The following is a 15,998-nucleotide window of genomic DNA, read 5'->3' on the forward strand; positions in this document are numbered from 1 at the left end:
CGCGTCTCTACAGGGCATCGTGGTTCAAACCATCGTGGTTCAAACCGCCCATATTTCCAAATAATCTGACCGATATCATTTATAAAACCTGATGATTTATCAACCTTTGTATAAAAATCATATTCCATGCAAATTGTATCTGCTCAAGAGGCTGTATCTATAGTAAAATCAAATGATCGTGTGTTTTTTCAGGGTGCCGCAATGACACCTAATTTATTGATAGACACGTTATGCGAAAGATATCGCGAACTTAAAAATGTTGAAATAGTTCATATTCATACGCATGGTGATGCAAAATACACTTACGCCCCGTATACCGATGCATTTCACTTAGCCAGTTGTTTTGTGGGCGATAATGTTCGGAAGGGTGTAGATACAATTCACGGCGATTATATTCCAGTTTTTTTAAGTGAAATCCATTGGTTGTTTAGAAGAAACATAATGCCTTTGGATGTCGCATTTATCCAAGTTTCGCCACCAGACAAGCATGGGTATTGTTCTTTAGGGCTTTCAGTTGATGTTACATTACCTGCAATTCAAACAGCTAAACACGTCGTAGCTTTGGTTAATCCAAATGTACCAAGAACTCATGGAGATGGTATTATCCATATAAAAAGCATTGATTATGGTGTGGAAATCGATACGCCAATTTATCAAGCCCCGGTAGGCGAACCGTCAAAAGTTGAAGCTATAATTGGTAAAAATGTAGCCGAATTGGTAGAAGATGGCGCAACACTTCAAATGGGGATTGGCAATATTCCCAACGCAGTTTTACACAACTTAATGAATCATAAAAGGCTTGGAATTCATACAGAAATGTTTAGTGATGGGATTCTCCCATTAGTTGAAAAAGGAATTATTACGGGTGAAGAAAAGGAAATTAAGACTGGAAAAATAGTGACTTGTTTCGCAATGGGTACTAAGAAGTTATACGATTTTATTGATGACAACCCAAACATTCATTTTAAAGAGGCAGCATATACCAATGACACGGCAATTATTAGACGAAACCCTAAGGTAACGGCCATTAACAGTGCAATTGAAATAGATTTAACTGGTCAAGTTTGTGCAGATAGTATAGGGATGTATCAATATTCGGGAGTAGGGGGACAGATGGATTTTATACGTGGTGCATCACTTTCAGAAGGCGGAAAACCAATTATTGCAATGCCTTCAGTTACCAATAAGGGTATTTCCAAAATAACACCTTTTTTGAAGGAGGGCGCAAGTGTTACGACTACTAGAGCGCATGTTCATTACGTTGCAACGGAATACGGTGTGGTAAACCTTTTCGGAAAAGGAATAGAGCAAAGGGCAAAGGAACTTATTTCTATCGCACACCCCGACCATCGTGAAGCATTAGAAAGGGAAGCTAGAAAGCGATTTAATAAGTGATTCTTAATCGAACCTTTACTATTTTAATTTTAGAACCAATTTTTCGTTAAAATATTTAAGAAAACTTTAATTTGAATTAAGGCTTGTTTATTTACTTTTGAAGAAAAGTAAATGTATGTTTTCAAAAGCCTGTGAGTATGGTATTAGAGCCGTGCTATTTATAGCAAAAGAATCTCAGAACGATAAAAGACCTAATATCGCACAAATTTCTAAAGCAGTTGATTCCCCTGTTCCATTTACGGCTAAAATTTGTCAAGAACTTGCGAGGGCTGGAGTTATATTGTCAAAAAAAGGGCCTAATGGCGGTTTTTATCTCGAAAAAGATTCCAAATTAAAACTTATAGATATTGTTGCAGCAATCGATGGCAAAGGCATTTTCACGGGATGCTGCTTAGGGTTGCAAGCTTGTTCGTCTCTTCATCCGTGCCCAGTTCACGATCAATATGAAGATATACGTGGCAATTTAAAACGAATGTGTGAGAATACAAATGTTCTAGATCTTGCTTTAGATTTAAATGAAGGCGGGACTTTCTTGAAAATCTAATAATTGTTATTTACATTTATGTTTCAGTAAGCGCAAATAATTTCTGACAATTTTATCAGAAATTAGAATTATTGCTATATTTGTGCAAGATTTTTAAAGTATGTTCTCTAAAGCGTGTCAGTACGGAATTAAAGCTTCGGTTTATATAGCCTCGCAATCGGCTATTGGAATTCGAACAAGTTTAAAAGATATCGCATTTAACATTAATTCTCCAGAAGCTTTTACGGCTAAAATCTTACATCAATTAGCAAAGCAAAATATTTTAGAATCTTTGAAAGGGCCAACGGGAGGTTTTGAAATTCCGAAAGGTAGTGCGGAGAGTATTAAATTGGCTCATATTGTTTCCGCAATAGATGGAGATTCTATTTATAACGGCTGTGCACTTGGTTTTGATAACTGCGACGCCCGTCAGCCTTGCCCAATGCACGATAAATTTGTCGATATTAGAGATAATTTAAAAGAAATGCTAGAGAATACCAGTCTTTTGGAATTGGCGAATGGAGTAGATGTTGGCTTGTCATTTTTAAAACGATAACTTTTTTTATAGTTATTTCTGATAAAAATGTAATAATTTAAAACTGAAGGTTGATACTTTACTTAGGTAGTTGCGGGGGAGTGTTCAAGAGAACGTAATAACTAGGAAAGGGTATACAAGAGGACTGATGTGAGTCAATAAAATAATATAGAAAACCTTGGCAGTCTTCTTTAGTCGAGCCCTTTAAAACAGTACTATTCTGTTAAGATAAAACTAAATTGTATTTTTGAATTTGAAGCTTATGAGCTTTTTAGAGCGTTTGTTTGGAATTTTTAAATCAAAACCAGAAGTTCAGCCTAAAATAACGGATGAAAAAGAAGGTTGTGCTTTTTGCTGGGGATATCAGGAATATGATTCACAATCGCGAACAGCGAACCACGATAAGCAAATAGATGTTAAAAATCATCGAGATAAACACGTGAAAGTTGGAAAGTTTATGGTGGAACATGTAGAAGGTTTTAAAAATAAGAAGAGAATAATAATGCGTTGCCCAAAATGTGGTGGAAAACGCATTAAATATAAAGAAAAGTCATAATTAGATATGGAAGTACATAAGCCTATTAAACGACATAAAGCATTGCAACCACTCAGCCGGCAACATCATTTTGGGTTGCTTTTTGGTTGGAAAATCAGAAAGGGATTTGCTAAAAATATTGCTCCCGAACGGATGATGAAATACGCCAGTTGGTTTTATTCACACGAAATCGAACCTCATTTTAATGATGAAGAGAAGTACCTTTTCCCCATACTCGATCCAAGTCATGAATTAATTGAACGCGCCCTTAAGGAACACCGAAGATTAAAACGCCTGTTTTTAGATACAGCACATCCAGAAAAATCGCTTCATCGGTTAGAGGAAGAGTTAGATGCCCATATTCGTTTTGAAGAACGTATTTTATTTAACGAAATTCAGAAAGTAGCAACTCAAGAGCAATTAGATAAAATTGAGGAAATTCATTCAGATATTGAAAAAGCTCCTGATTACGAAGATCCATTTTGGGATGAATAGACGATGCTAAGCATTTCTAAATCAAGCTTATTATAAATTCTGATAAATTTGTCAGAATATGATTTAAGTCATATTCTATTAGTGTTTTAAATAAGACCTTTGTGTCGTAATAAAGAAATTGTTTCATATAAAAATATTGTTAAGATGACTACACTACAAGAAAGAACGGTAGCCGATGTTGTAACCGAAAACATTAAAGCTGCACATATTTTCAAAAAATACGGAATAGATTTTTGCTGTGGCGGAGGAGTTAGTATTACCCGCGCTTGCGAAAAAGCCAAAATAGATCCTACGATTTTAATTGAAGAATTACAAAATCTGAATACAGCGCCTGATCGTGCTTTTGATTTTAACAGTTGGAAACTTGATTTTCTAACAGATCATATTCTGAACGTACACCATCAATATGTGGAAGAAAGTAGTCCGCTATTATTGCAATACGCTAAAAGAGTAAACCACGTACATGGTCATCATTACACCGAATTAAATGAAATAGAAGAACTGGTCATTAAACTGGTTCAGGCTATGGCTGCTCATCAACGTAAGGAGGAACTAATTCTTTTTCCTTTTATCAAAAAACTTGTTAAAGCGGAAGCTGAAGGAACTGAGGTGCCTGCTACACACTTTGGATCGGTTGAAAACCCAATTCATATGATGGAAGAAGAGCACGAAGAGGCAGGCGATTTTTTAAAGCGTATTTCTGAATTGAGTAGTGGTTTTACACCACCGCAAGGAGCTTGTAACACCTATAGAGCCTTTTATGCCAAACTGGATGAGTTTGAACAAGATTTGCACCAACATATTCATTTAGAAAATAATATTCTTTTCCCAAAAGCCTTGAAGCTTGAAAAGACTTTACAAAAAAAGTAAACCAAAATTCTATATATAATCCCCAGTTTTTTTTACATTTTGATTGGTTTTTTGGCAGTCCGGAAGAAGTACAGTTTTTATTGTACTATCCCGGACTGTTTTTCTAATTTTGATGGGTGATAAATCTTAAGAAACATATAGGTGTTGCGCTTTTCTACTTTTTGTTGGTAGCGTTAATGGGAGTCTTATTGCGATTATATGTAATAACCTCACTTCCTTTTAATTATAAGTTTTTATTACACGCACATTCGCACACAGCATTGCTAGGTTGGATTTATTTGGGGCTAACAACCTTAGTATATAAATGCTTTCTAGAGTCGGCCGAAAAGCCAAAACTGTACAAGCGTATATTTTACTTTACCAATATTTGTATCGTTGGAATGTTAATAACCTTTCCTATTCAAGGGTATGCGCTGTATTCCATCATTTTTTCTACACTTTTCCTATTTGCATCTTATTGGTTTGCCTGGTTTGCAATAAAACACATACCTGCGCATTTCAAAAAACGATTTTCCTGGAAATTGATAAAAACCTCAATTTGGTATTTGGTTATTTCGAGTATCGGGCCGTGGGCTATTGGCGGCGTGATGTCTACACTGGGATCAACATCAATTTGGTATAAAACTTCCATCTATTTTTACCTCCATTTTCAATATAATGGTTGGTTTATTCTAGCGCTTCTAGGCTTGTTGTTCTTTATCTTTGAAGAAAGAGGAGTACAGTTTAATTCGCAAAAATTGAAATCTATTGTTTTTCTTTTGAATTTTGGAATTATATTCACTTTTTTTCTTTCGGTGCTGTGGTTTCAGCCTCCAAAGATTTTTTATGTACTCGGCGGAATTGGGGCTATAGCACAACTGCTCGCTTTTGGTGATTTATACTTTCTTCTACAAAACCAATTTTCATTTATTAAAGAAAAATTTGATGAAAAGTCGTTGCTTCTTTTAAAAATAGCTTCTATCTTGATGGTAATCAAGCTAATTATGCAGTTATTCTCAGCGCATTCGTACTTTGCAAAATTAGCATTCCGACTTCCTGATTTTGTAATTGGGTATCTGCATCTAGTATTTTTAGGAATTGTTGTTACTACAATGCTAGCTTTTTTGAAATATTTTAAATTACTTCATTTACCCAAAAGTTTTGTTTGGATTTTTCTGATAGCTTTTTTCACAACCGAAGCTTTAATATTTTATAAAGCAACAGCTATATGGCTCGGACTTCCTTTCTTATCAGGATACTACAATTTTCTAACTGTTTTAAGTTGTCTTTTTCCAGTCGCCGTTGGAGTTTTATTTTTTAAACAGGTTAAAAGTCTTTATCTTTCTGCCTAAACTGTTTAAGTTTAAAACTTATTTTCTAGTGCTTAATTAGGTTGTAAAAGCTGATAATTATCATTAGAAATTTAGGTAGGTATTGCAATATTTGCAACTGGTTTAATGAGCAAATTTTTGAAGATGGTAAACTGTTTCCATTGTGGAGATGCGTGTATAGATGTTGAGATTAAACACGATGAAAAGTCTTTTTGCTGCCATGGCTGCAAAACGGTTTATGATATTCTGCACGATAATGATTTAAGCTATTATTACGATTTAGAAAAAACACCAGGTATTTCTCCTCAAGAAATTGCTGGTAAGTATGATTTTCTAGATAATGAAGCTATCGTTGAAAAACTATTGGAATTTAATGATGGAAATCTCCAAATTGTCTCATTTGTAATTCCTTCAATTCATTGTAGTAGTTGTATTTGGATTCTTGAAAACCTTAATAAACTGAATCCTTCAGTTAAATCTTCTCAGGTTAATTTCCCAGAAAAAACGGTTCGAATTACGTTCACAGGACAAGACGATTCCTTGAAAAATCTTGTTGTTCTTTTAAGTCGAATAGGGTATGAGCCTTATATATCGCTGGATGATTCAGATAAAAAAGATAAAAATGTAGATCGCAGCTTAATTTACAAATTGACAATTGCCGGATTCGCGTTTGGAAACATAATGTTCCTGTCGCTTCCAGAGTATTTTGAAGGTTCTGAGTTTTGGTTAGATCAATTTAAGCCATTTTTTCGTTGGTTAATGTTTGCGTTTTCGCTTCCAGTTGTTTTTTATTCGGCAAGTGGATATTTCACTTCAGCTTACAAAGGGCTCAGGTCAAAAATTTTAAATATTGATGTTCCTATTGCTTTAGGGGTTGCAGTGCTTTTTATAAGAAGTACAATAGACATTGTTATGGACTGGGGAACCGGTTTTTTTGACAGTTTAGCAGGGCTTCTTTTCTTTTTGCTCCTCGGAAAATTCTTTCAACAAAAAACATACAGCTATCTTTCATTTGAACGTGATTACAAATCGTACTTCCCAATTGCTGTTACACGACTATTTAAAAATGCAGAAGGAAAAACAATTGAAGAACAAGCTGAGGTTTATACCGTTAAAAAAGGCGATCGACTATTAATTCGGAATAACGAAATCATCCCCGTTGATGCTATTCTTATTAAAGGGAACGCGCTTATTGATTATAGTTTTGTAACTGGAGAGGCGGAACCAATTTCCAAGCAAAGCGGTGATAAACTTTTTGCTGGAGGGAAACAGCAAGGAGGAATAGTTGAAGTAGAAGTATTAAAACCCGTTTCTCAGAGTTATTTAACCCAACTTTGGAGTAACGACGTATTCAGTAAAGATCATTCAGGCATTTTCGAATCGCTAACGGATAGTATTAGTAAGCGCTTTACGGTTACGCTTCTTACCATTGCGTTTGTTTCAACTATTTTTTGGCTGGTTGTAGACCCTTCAAAGGCGTTTAACGTGTTTACAGCAGTTTTGATTGTAGCCTGTCCGTGTGCCATTGCCTTAGCAGCACCTTTTACTTTGGGGAATGTTTTGCGAATCTTTGGAAGAGAAAATCTTTACTTAAAGGAAGCTTCGGTTATAGAACAAATGGCAAATTTAGATACAGTGGTTTTTGATAAAACGGGAACACTCACTACAAATCAGAAAAACTTGATTACTTATGAAGGTGTAGCACTTTCAACAGAAGAAAAACAATTACTTACAAGTACCCTTCGAGCTTCAAGTCACCCGTTAAGTCGCTCCCTGTACAGTATCTTAGATAAAAATGACATTCAGACTTTAGATGATTTTGAAGAAGAAGTTGGAAAGGGGATTTCTGCTAGATTTAATCAAAATTCTATAAAAGTAGGGTCCTATGAATTTGTTGGATACGCAAATGAAACCGATGTAGAATTAAAAAATAAAACAACTGTACACATTAGCACAAACAAGAATTATAAAGGTTGTTATGTTTTTAATAGTGAATATAGAAGTGGTGTTGCCCAGGTTTTTGAAGAATTGGGAGCATCTAAGGAAGTTATAGTTTTATCTGGCGACAATGAAGGTGAACGTGAAAAATTGGAGGCTATGCTTCCAAAAGGTGTGAATTTGTATTTTAACCAAAAACCAGACGACAAACTTAATTTTATTAAATCATTGCAACAGCAAGGCAAACGGGTTTTAATGATCGGTGATGGTTTGAATGATGCTGGAGCGCTAAAACAGAGCGATGTAGGCTTTGTTATTTCGGAAAACACCAATGTGTTTTCTCCAGCTTGTGATGGGATTTTGGATGCGTCAAAGTTTACTAAAATTGCAGACTTTTTGAGCTTTTCACAACAAGGGGTAAAGATAATTAAATGGGCGTTTGTACTATCCTTGTTTTATAATTTAATAGGAATTACATTTGCAGTTACAGGGCATTTACGTCCTGTGGTTGCTGCAATTTTAATGCCTTTAAGTTCCATAAGTATTGTGATTTTTACTACCGTTGCAACACAATATATTGGCAAGAAATTAAGAATGAATATAAATAAGGGAACTTGATAAATGTCATATTTTAAAGGCGTTTTCAACAATATTTTTGAATTAAAATAATTAGGTATGAACATAATTTATATGCTCCTGGCAATCAGTCTTTTTGTGGCTCTTGTCTTTTTTGTACTGTTTATTTTTTCGATGAGAAAAGGTCAGTACGATGATACCTATACCCCCGCCGTGAGAATGCTGTTTGAAGATGAATTGGTGAAAGAAGGCACAAAATCAAAAAACAATCCCCCAAAAGAAAAATTAACCAATCCAGATAAATAATTCTATTACCACTATGCAAACAGAACAGTTTTATTACGACAATCAGATTGTCAAAAAATTCATCTATGCGACCATATTTTGGGGACTCATTGGTATGAGTGTCGGCTTATTGCTGGCCTACATGTTTATGTTCCCGAATATGACGGATGGAATTTCTTGGCTTAGTTTTGGACGATTACGCCCATTACACACCAACGCCGTTATTTTCGCCTTTGTGGGGAACGCAATCTTTGCAGGAGTATATTACTCCAGTCAACGTTTGCTAAAAGCACGTATGTGGAGTGACGCTTTAAGTAACCTAAACTTCTGGGGATGGCAAGCAATTATAGTTGCAGCAGCTATAACATTACCCTTAGGTTATACAACTTCAAAAGAATATGCCGAACTGGAGTGGCCTATTGATATTGCTATTGCAATAATTTGGGTAGCTTTTGGTATTAACCTAATTATGACAATGGTTAAAAGACGCCAACGTCATTTATACGTTGCTCTTTGGTTTTATTTAGGAACTTGGGTAACCGTAGCCGTTCTGCATATTGTAAACAGTATGGAAATTCCTGTAACTGCTTTAAAGAGTTACTCAATGTACTCTGGTGTGCAAGATGCCCTTGTTCAGTGGTGGTACGGGCATAATGCAGTGGCATTTTTCCTTACAACACCATTCTTAGGGTTAATGTATTATTTTGTTCCCAAAGCGGCAAACAGACCTGTTTATTCATACAGGCTTTCGATTGTTCACTTTTGGTCTTTGATTTTTATTTATATCTGGGCTGGCCCTCACCACTTATTGTACACTGCGCTCCCAGAATGGGCTCAGAACTTAGGTGTTGCGTTTTCAGTAATGCTATTGGCACCATCTTGGGGAGGTATGATTAACGGACTTTTAACCTTGCGAGGCGCTTGGGATAAAGTACGTGTAGATCCTGTGTTAAAGTTTATGGTTGTGGCTATTACCGGTTATGGTATGGCAACTTTTGAAGGGCCTATGCTGTCGCTTAAAAACGTTAACGCTATTGCTCACTTTACCGATTGGATTGTTGCTCACGTTCACGTTGGAGCACTTGCTTGGAACGGTTTCTTGGCATTTGGTATGATTTATTGGCTCGTGCCAAGGCTCTTTAAAACTAAGTTGTTTTCTGTACCATTGGCTAATGCCCACTTCTGGATAGGTACTTTAGGTATCATTATGTATGCATTACCAATGTATGTAGCTGGGTTTATGCAAGCTTCTATGTGGAATCAGTTTAATCCAGATGGAACTCTAACCTATGGTAACTTCCTTGAAACGGTTACGCAAATTATGCCAATGTACTGGATGCGTGCTATTGGAGGAAGCCTTTATATAACTGGAGCATTTATTATGCTTTATAATATGATAATGACTGCGAGAAGAGGCAGTAAAGTAACAGACGAACTAGCTGAAGCAGCTCCACTTACTCCAGTAACTAAAAAGCAGACAGCTGGCGAAGGATGGCACACTTGGTTGGAGCGTCGTCCTGTTAAATTGACTATTTACGCTACAATTGCAATTTTAATTGGGGGTATGGTACAGATTATACCTTCGTTAATGGTAGATGATTATGTTCCTAAAATTTCAAGCGTAAAACCTTATACTCCCTTAGAGTTAGAAGGACGTGATATCTACATTCGAGAAGGTTGTGTAAACTGCCATACGCAAATGATTCGTCCTTTTAGAAGTGAAGTAGAACGCTATGGCGAATATTCTAAATCGGGAGAATATGTCTATGACCATCCATTTTTGTGGGGAAGTAAGCGTACAGGTCCAGATTTACATCGCGTGGGTGGAAAGTATTCTGATAGTTGGCACCTAAACCATATGTACGACCCACAGAGTACATCTTCTGGATCTATTATGCCGTCATACAAGTGGTTGGTAACTGCAGAATTAGACAAGTCTAATACCGAAGCTAAAATGCGTGCCCTGGCTACTATTGGTGTTCCGTATACCGATGAAGAAATTGAAAGAGCTCAACAATGGATGGACGAGCAAGGGACTGAAATAGAACAAAATCTATATAGCGATCCTGATTTTGTTACTACTTATGAAGCAGACAAAAAATATGCTGCAGAAAACGGCGAAGAGTTTATTGAAATGAAAAATCGTGAAATCGTTGCTATGATTGCTTACCTACAACGATTAGGAACTGATATTAAAGCAGTAAACGCCGATGAAGCTTCGGCTCAAAACGAATAGTTATGCTAAAATTTGTAAAAGGAAATTTAGAGAACATAGATAATGTTCAAATATATCCGATGATTTCACTTTTAATATTTTTTATCTTTTTTGTAGCGCTTTTTTATTGGGTGATTACTGCAAAGAAGGAACATATTGCCGAAGTGAGTAATATTCCATTGGAAGACGATTCAAAACATCAAAAAGACCAAATTTTATGAAATGTCCGGAAACATATCAAAAAAACCTGAAGATGTCTGATTTGGGCATTCCCTGTCGAGCAGGCGGGCGAGCATCTTTAACTAACCAATCAAATATTTTATACAGATGAAAACTACAGCCTCATATTTTAGAGTCATAGGCTTTATGATTCTTGCCTTTTTTATACTAGAATTTATTGTAGATTCTGGAGATAGTTGGGCAATCGTAAAATATCCAATTATTTGGGTAGTTTTAGGAATGGTGTTTCTTTTTTCAATTGCTTTTGAGGTAGTCGCAGCTACTTTGGAACGAATATTATATCAAGGTCTTGATGAAAATGCTAAAGCACGTTATATGGCCTTGGCAGCAGATCGAGAAAAAAGCCAATTTGGCTGGTTTAAAAGAAAGTATCAGGAAATGCTTGATTCTAAACCAATAGAAAAAGAGCAGGAAATTGTGTTAGACCACAACTATGACGGTATTCGTGAATTAGATAACAACCTTCCGCCTTGGTGGGTGTATATGTTCTATGCTACAATCATTTTTGCAGGAGTATACTTAGTTTATTACGAAGTTTTTGATGGTCCTAATCAAATTGATGAATTCGAAACTGAAGTCGCACAGGCTAAAGTAGCGGTTGCAGAATACAAGAAGAACAATAAAGATTTGATAGATGCTAGCACTGTTGAATTCTTAGATTCTCCTTCAGATTTGGCTGCCGGAAAAGCTATTTATACAGCTAACTGTGTAGCTTGCCATAAAGACAGTGGAGGAGGAGGTATTGGCCCAAACCTAACCGATGATTATTGGATTTTAGGTGGTGGCATTAAAAACATATATACCACCATTAGTGAAGGAGGTAGAGCTGGAAAAGGTATGATTGCCTGGAAAACAGATCTTAAACCAAGTGAAATGGCTCAGGTTTCCAGTTATGTTATGACATTGCACGGTACAAACCCATCAGACGGGAAAGAACCTGAAGGAGAAATCTGGACAGAAGAAAGTTCTGCTGAATAATAAACGGTTACCTTATTATACGCAGAAGGAGAACCCGTTTTTCCTTCTGCGTTATTAAGTGAAATAAATCCTTTAAAACAATATAAAATTGGAAACTCCAGAAAACGAAAGCTTTAGAGATAGTATCGGAACCATAAATGAAGAAGGTAAAAGAGCTTGGATTTATCCTAAAAAGCCTTCTGGTCGGTGGTATCAATATAGGAAGTATGTGAGCTATGTTTTGTTAACATTCCTATTTGTTGCTCCTTTTATAAAAATTAATGGTAACCAATTTTTACTGTTCAATGTTTTAGAGCGCCGATTTAACATTTTTGGATTTCCTTTTTGGCCACAAGATTTTTATCTATTTGTAATAATGATGATAATCGGGGTCGTGTTCATCATCTTTTTCACGGCGGCGTTTGGAAGGATTTTTTGTGGGTGGATATGTCCGCAGACCATTTTTATGGAAATGGTTTTCCGTAGGGTGGAATATTGGATTGATGGTGATAGGGGAGCTCAAATTCGGTTAGACAAACAAAAGTGGAATGCCGAAAAGATTAGGAAAAGAGTTTTAAAGTGGTTTATATTCTTTCTTATTTCCTTTTCAATAGCAAATATTTTTCTTGCTTATTTTATAGGAAGCGATCGTTTAATTCAATACGTTTTTGAAGGACCTTTAGAGCACCTGAGCACGTTAATTTCACTTTTAATTTTTACAGGAGTCTTCTACTTCATCTTTGCTTGGTTTAGGGAACAAGTATGTATTATTGCTTGTCCTTATGGTAGATTGCAAGGTGTGTTGTTAGACAATAAATCTATTATTGTAGCCTACGATCACAAACGAGGCGAAAAGGAAGCAGGTAGAGCAAAATTCAGAAAAAATGAAGATCGGGTAGCTTCTGGTAAAGGAGATTGTATAGATTGTTTTCAGTGTGTAAATGTCTGTCCAACAGGTATTGATATCCGAAACGGTACACAATTGGAATGTATTAATTGTACTGCTTGTATGGATGCTTGCGACGATATGATGGAAGCTGTAAATCTTCCAAAGGGATTAATTCGCTATGCTAGTGAAGAGAATATAGAAAAGAAAGCTCCATTTAAATTTACACCTAGGTTAAAGGGCTATACAGCCGTTTTAATTATTTTAATTGGTGTGCTCACGGGTATGTTATTCTTACGAAGTGATGTAGAAGCAAATATACTTAGGCTGCCAGGACAACTATATGAACATAAAGAAAACAATATTATCAGCAATGTTTTCACATATAAGTTGCTCAATAAAACGACTAAAGATTTTGAAAACATTCACTTTAAACTGAAATCTCCAAAAGGAACTATTCACAGTGTAAAACAAGGCGAAATTGTAGTGCCAGCACAAGGTTTATCTGAAGGAACACTGTTTATCGAAATTAATAATTCAGCTTTAAGTGGCGATAAAAATCGAGCGGTAATTGAAGTTTATAGCGGAGACGATTTAATAGAAACAACAAGCGTTACATTCTTGGGGCCAAGGAGTTATAAATAGTATAAAAGTGCTTAGTGGCAAATACTGGATGCGTAAAAATATCTAGCGGGAGTTCACCAAAGGCAAGATTGTAGGCGAGGCGCTTCAACTACTAGATGTTTAATGTGAAATATTTAAAGGTATTGATATGAAAATGAATTGGGGTACAGGTATTGCGATTGTGTTGGGACTTTTTATCGCATTTATTTTATATTTTGTTATAAGAATTAGCACAGAAGAAAAATACGATTTTGATTTAGTTACCGAAGAATACTATAAAAAAGAACTGGTTTTCCAAAAAGAAATGGACGACGAGGCAAATTCCAGTACGTTAAAAAGCAATATTTCAGGTAAGAAAATACCCGAAGGCTGGATGCTTACATTTCCAGAAAATATAGATTACTCGAAAATATCGGGAACAGTCACGCTTTATAGACCTTCTAATAAAAAATTGGACTTTGAAATTCCGTTAAAACTCTCTAGTTCGGAATTATTAATTCCGGATGAGCGAATGGTTCCTGGACGTTGGAATACAATTGTGCAGTGGAATTATGAGGGTGAGGACTATTTGTATAAAAAGGAAATAACGTATTAGAAATCCGAATCGGAGATGATGAGTTTATGAGTTGAAAAGTTTAAGGGTTTATATGTGAAGTTTGTCAATAGGGTAAACGTTTTTTTTTATTTTGACCACTGACCACTGACCACTGACCACTGACCACTGACCACTGACCACGGACCACGGACCAATGATTACTGACTACTGACTACTGAAAAAATGTTATACACCGCTCTTTTATTTGGATTATTAGGTAGTTTCCATTGTGTGGGAATGTGCGGGCCTATAGCATTTTTATTACCGGTTGATAGAACTAACAATTTTAAAAAAGTTGGGCAGATTTTTTTATATCATTTTGGAAGAATTCTAGCCTACAGTATCATAGGATTAGTGTTTGGGTTGGTTGGAAAAAGCTTAAATTTATTTGGGCTTCAACAACAACTCTCAATATTGATAGGGGTTTTAATGATAGCTGTTATTTTTATTCCTATAAAAACTTTTATTAAGTATAATTTCTCCAAACCTATTTATATGGCAGTTTCAAAGGTGAAATCTGCTTTGGGTAAGGAGCTTAAAAAGAAGACACCCGATACATTTTTAACTATTGGGTTTTTAAACGGGTTTCTGCCTTGTGGCCTTGTTTATATGGCAGTTTTTGGTGCCATTGCTTCAGGAAATGCGTTACAAGGCAGTTTGTATATGGCTGTGTTTGGAATAGGTACTATTCCATTAATGACTTCGGCTATTTATCTTGGAAATTTTTTAAACGGACAAGTGCGGCAACGTATTCGGCGCGCGATTCCAGTTTTAGTTGTTATTATTGGTTGTCTTTTTATTGTTCGTGGCTTAGGGTTAGGGATTCCTTATATTTCACCAAAACCTATGACCGAACAAGTTGATGCAAGTCAAAACTGTGCACCAATAATTTCAGGGAATGAAGTAATTACTAACTAATTAAATATTTAAACAATGACAAATTCAATTTTACCATTAGCTAATTGGGGCGCTGGAACGGCGATTATTATCTTTTTTGCCGTACTATGCGTAGTTATGTCTGCCATTGTAATAAGCTTTGTACTTAGCGGAAAAAAGAAAGACAGTAATGATGAAGTTTTTCCTAAAAAAGAAAATTCATTAGAATAAATATAAACATCATCATTGTCTTATAAACGTATTGAGTAATCCTTAAACCGTAGAGATGACCAAGGGTTTTGATTAGGGTTCTATTTATGACTTACATATAATGCTTACGACATACGCCCAAGGGTGCAGCTTGTTGATAAAGGATTAGTAATATGGAAATGTTTGTAGAGAGATAATAAGATGTTAATCTGGGCAATACTGTGAACATTTGAAGTAAAATAGGCTCAAATTTTAGCGTGACAGCCAATTTTGAGCCTATAATAATGCCTTTATTAAGTAGTTTTCTTATTTCGCCAAATCTATAATGGCTTGAACGGTTTCTTTGTTGTTCACCCCCAAACCTTCTTGTTGATGAATCAGTTCGCCACCTTGGTTAAAGACGCTGATGATGTTGGAGTGTGAAAAATCTATTGGTGAAATTTGTTTGTAATTTACCGCCAATACTGCAGCAAATTCGCGGGTGTCTTCTTCTGTACCTCTTAGAAAAAGCCATTTATCGTCTTCCATTTGGTTTTCTTTTGCAAATGCCGTGAGTCGCTCAGGAGTGTCTGTTTCTGGATCGATACTCACAAAAACATATTGTACATTATCTTTTTTAGATTCTGGAATTTGCTTTTCAATATTTCGCATATCTGCCACCAATCTAGGGCAGGCCGCTTGACAAGAAGTGTAAATCATTACCATAGCCAGGACCTTGCCTTGTAATTCTTTTAATTCTATTTCTTCTCCATCCTGAGTGGTCCAATGGGAGGGAAGGTTGTAAATAGACATATCCGAAATTTTAGCAGTTTCGGAAGTTTCCATATTTGTATTTTCCGAAGTTGTTGAGTCCTTTTTGGCTGAATTGTTGCAGGAAATTGCAACAAATGAAAGAGCGATTAAAAAATATTTAAGTTTGTTTATCATATCGAA

Annotated in this window: 17 protein-coding genes; 16 read left to right on the plus strand and 1 reads right to left on the minus strand. The window is 35.8% G+C overall.

All coding sequences use genetic code 11. The features are described from left to right. The first annotated feature begins 126 nt into the window (after positions 1-126). The 16 genes from BLW28_RS07470 (at position 127) to BLW28_RS15710 (ending at position 15,086) form a co-directional block, all read left to right on the plus strand. Positions 127-1,395 (plus strand): acetyl-CoA hydrolase/transferase family protein, encoded by a 1,269-nt coding sequence (locus BLW28_RS07470; RefSeq protein WP_073217537.1) that lies wholly within the window; start codon positions 127-129, stop codon positions 1,393-1,395. Between the two features lie 115 nt (positions 1,396-1,510). Beyond that, entirely contained in the window at positions 1,511-1,939 is a 429-nt protein-coding gene (locus BLW28_RS07475; protein WP_073217540.1) for an RrF2 family transcriptional regulator, read from the plus strand. Positions 1,940-2,039: 100 nt separating this feature from the next. Further along, positions 2,040-2,474 carry an RrF2 family transcriptional regulator gene (locus tag BLW28_RS07480; protein WP_073217542.1) on the plus strand — a complete coding sequence of 145 codons (435 nt, stop codon included), beginning with the start codon at positions 2,040-2,042 and terminating at the stop codon, positions 2,472-2,474. Between the two features lie 241 nt (positions 2,475-2,715). Beyond that, the gene (locus tag BLW28_RS07485) at positions 2,716-3,009 is read left to right on the plus strand and encodes a hypothetical protein (protein WP_073217545.1); all 294 of its coding nucleotides are present in this window, start codon (positions 2,716-2,718) and stop codon (positions 3,007-3,009) included. A gap of 6 nt (positions 3,010-3,015) precedes the next feature. Next, positions 3,016-3,483 (plus strand): hemerythrin domain-containing protein, encoded by a 468-nt coding sequence (locus BLW28_RS07490; protein WP_073217548.1) that lies wholly within the window; start codon positions 3,016-3,018, stop codon positions 3,481-3,483. A 144-nt stretch (positions 3,484-3,627) separates the two neighbouring features. Then, positions 3,628-4,353 carry an iron-sulfur cluster repair di-iron protein gene (gene ric, locus BLW28_RS07495; protein ID WP_073217551.1) on the plus strand — a complete coding sequence of 242 codons (726 nt, stop codon included), beginning with the start codon at positions 3,628-3,630 and terminating at the stop codon, positions 4,351-4,353. A gap of 116 nt (positions 4,354-4,469) precedes the next feature. Then, positions 4,470-5,684, plus strand: a complete 1,215-nt coding sequence (locus tag BLW28_RS07500) for a hypothetical protein (protein ID WP_234946465.1) — start codon at positions 4,470-4,472, stop codon at positions 5,682-5,684. A gap of 123 nt (positions 5,685-5,807) precedes the next feature. After that, complete coding sequence (locus tag BLW28_RS07505) at positions 5,808-8,219, plus strand: heavy metal translocating P-type ATPase (protein ID WP_073217554.1); 2,412 nt, start codon at positions 5,808-5,810, stop codon at positions 8,217-8,219. 57 nt (positions 8,220-8,276) lie between these two features. After that, positions 8,277-8,483 (plus strand): cbb3-type cytochrome oxidase assembly protein CcoS, encoded by a 207-nt coding sequence (ccoS, locus tag BLW28_RS07510; RefSeq protein ID WP_073217558.1) that lies wholly within the window; start codon positions 8,277-8,279, stop codon positions 8,481-8,483. A 13-nt stretch (positions 8,484-8,496) separates the two neighbouring features. Beyond that, positions 8,497-10,698 carry a cytochrome-c oxidase, cbb3-type subunit I gene (ccoN, locus tag BLW28_RS07515; protein WP_073217561.1) on the plus strand — a complete coding sequence of 734 codons (2,202 nt, stop codon included), beginning with the start codon at positions 8,497-8,499 and terminating at the stop codon, positions 10,696-10,698. Positions 10,699-10,700: 2 nt separating this feature from the next. Further along, positions 10,701-10,898: a cbb3-type cytochrome c oxidase subunit 3 gene (locus BLW28_RS07520; RefSeq protein WP_073217564.1), complete on the plus strand. Its 198-nt coding sequence runs from the start codon at positions 10,701-10,703 to the stop codon at positions 10,896-10,898. Between the two features lie 106 nt (positions 10,899-11,004). Beyond that, positions 11,005-11,895 carry a cbb3-type cytochrome c oxidase N-terminal domain-containing protein gene (locus BLW28_RS07525; RefSeq protein WP_073217567.1) on the plus strand — a complete coding sequence of 297 codons (891 nt, stop codon included), beginning with the start codon at positions 11,005-11,007 and terminating at the stop codon, positions 11,893-11,895. An 88-nt stretch (positions 11,896-11,983) separates the two neighbouring features. Then, positions 11,984-13,405: a cytochrome c oxidase accessory protein CcoG gene (ccoG, locus tag BLW28_RS07530; RefSeq protein ID WP_073217570.1), complete on the plus strand. Its 1,422-nt coding sequence runs from the start codon at positions 11,984-11,986 to the stop codon at positions 13,403-13,405. 127 nt (positions 13,406-13,532) lie between these two features. Further along, a complete protein-coding gene (locus tag BLW28_RS07535; protein WP_073217572.1) occupies positions 13,533-13,979 on the plus strand; it encodes a FixH family protein in 447 nt (148 codons plus the stop codon). A 183-nt stretch (positions 13,980-14,162) separates the two neighbouring features. Beyond that, entirely contained in the window at positions 14,163-14,897 is a 735-nt protein-coding gene (locus BLW28_RS07540; RefSeq protein ID WP_073217575.1) for a sulfite exporter TauE/SafE family protein, read from the plus strand. A 15-nt stretch (positions 14,898-14,912) separates the two neighbouring features. Beyond that, entirely contained in the window at positions 14,913-15,086 is a 174-nt protein-coding gene (locus BLW28_RS15710; protein WP_177165884.1) for a hypothetical protein, read from the plus strand. A gap of 285 nt (positions 15,087-15,371) precedes the next feature. Here the strand turns inward: BLW28_RS15710 and BLW28_RS07545 are convergent, their stop codons facing one another. Continuing rightward, entirely contained in the window at positions 15,372-15,992 is a 621-nt protein-coding gene (locus BLW28_RS07545; protein ID WP_083540704.1) for an SCO family protein, read from the minus strand. Positions 15,993-15,998 lie beyond the last annotated feature (6 nt).

Source organism: Aequorivita viscosa (assembly GCF_900106795.1).
GTDB lineage: Bacteria > Bacteroidota > Bacteroidia > Flavobacteriales > Flavobacteriaceae > Aequorivita > Aequorivita viscosa.

Bases quoted from the DNA above. Each gene is read 5' to 3' on its own strand.
- BLW28_RS07470 (WP_073217537.1), top strand. From the start codon at position 127: ATGCAAATTGTATCTGCTCAAGAGGCTGTATCTATAGTAAAATCAAAT.
- BLW28_RS07475 (WP_073217540.1), top strand. From the start codon at position 1,511: ATGTTTTCAAAAGCCTGTGAGTATGGTATTAGAGCCGTGCTATTTATA.
- BLW28_RS07480 (WP_073217542.1), top strand. From the start codon at position 2,040: ATGTTCTCTAAAGCGTGTCAGTACGGAATTAAAGCTTCGGTTTATATA.
- BLW28_RS07485 (WP_073217545.1), top strand. From the start codon at position 2,716: ATGAGCTTTTTAGAGCGTTTGTTTGGAATTTTTAAATCAAAACCAGAA.
- BLW28_RS07490 (WP_073217548.1), top strand. From the start codon at position 3,016: ATGGAAGTACATAAGCCTATTAAACGACATAAAGCATTGCAACCACTC.
- ric (WP_073217551.1), top strand. From the start codon at position 3,628: ATGACTACACTACAAGAAAGAACGGTAGCCGATGTTGTAACCGAAAAC.
- BLW28_RS07505 (WP_073217554.1), top strand. From the start codon at position 5,808: ATGGTAAACTGTTTCCATTGTGGAGATGCGTGTATAGATGTTGAGATT.
- ccoS (WP_073217558.1), top strand. From the start codon at position 8,277: ATGAACATAATTTATATGCTCCTGGCAATCAGTCTTTTTGTGGCTCTT.
- ccoN (WP_073217561.1), top strand. From the start codon at position 8,497: ATGCAAACAGAACAGTTTTATTACGACAATCAGATTGTCAAAAAATTC.
- BLW28_RS07520 (WP_073217564.1), top strand. From the start codon at position 10,701: ATGCTAAAATTTGTAAAAGGAAATTTAGAGAACATAGATAATGTTCAA.
- BLW28_RS07525 (WP_073217567.1), top strand. From the start codon at position 11,005: ATGAAAACTACAGCCTCATATTTTAGAGTCATAGGCTTTATGATTCTT.
- BLW28_RS07535 (WP_073217572.1), top strand. From the start codon at position 13,533: ATGAAAATGAATTGGGGTACAGGTATTGCGATTGTGTTGGGACTTTTT.
- BLW28_RS07540 (WP_073217575.1), top strand. From the start codon at position 14,163: ATGTTATACACCGCTCTTTTATTTGGATTATTAGGTAGTTTCCATTGT.
- BLW28_RS15710 (WP_177165884.1), top strand. From the start codon at position 14,913: ATGACAAATTCAATTTTACCATTAGCTAATTGGGGCGCTGGAACGGCG.
- BLW28_RS07545 (WP_083540704.1), bottom strand. From the start codon at position 15,992: ATGATAAACAAACTTAAATATTTTTTAATCGCTCTTTCATTTGTTGCA.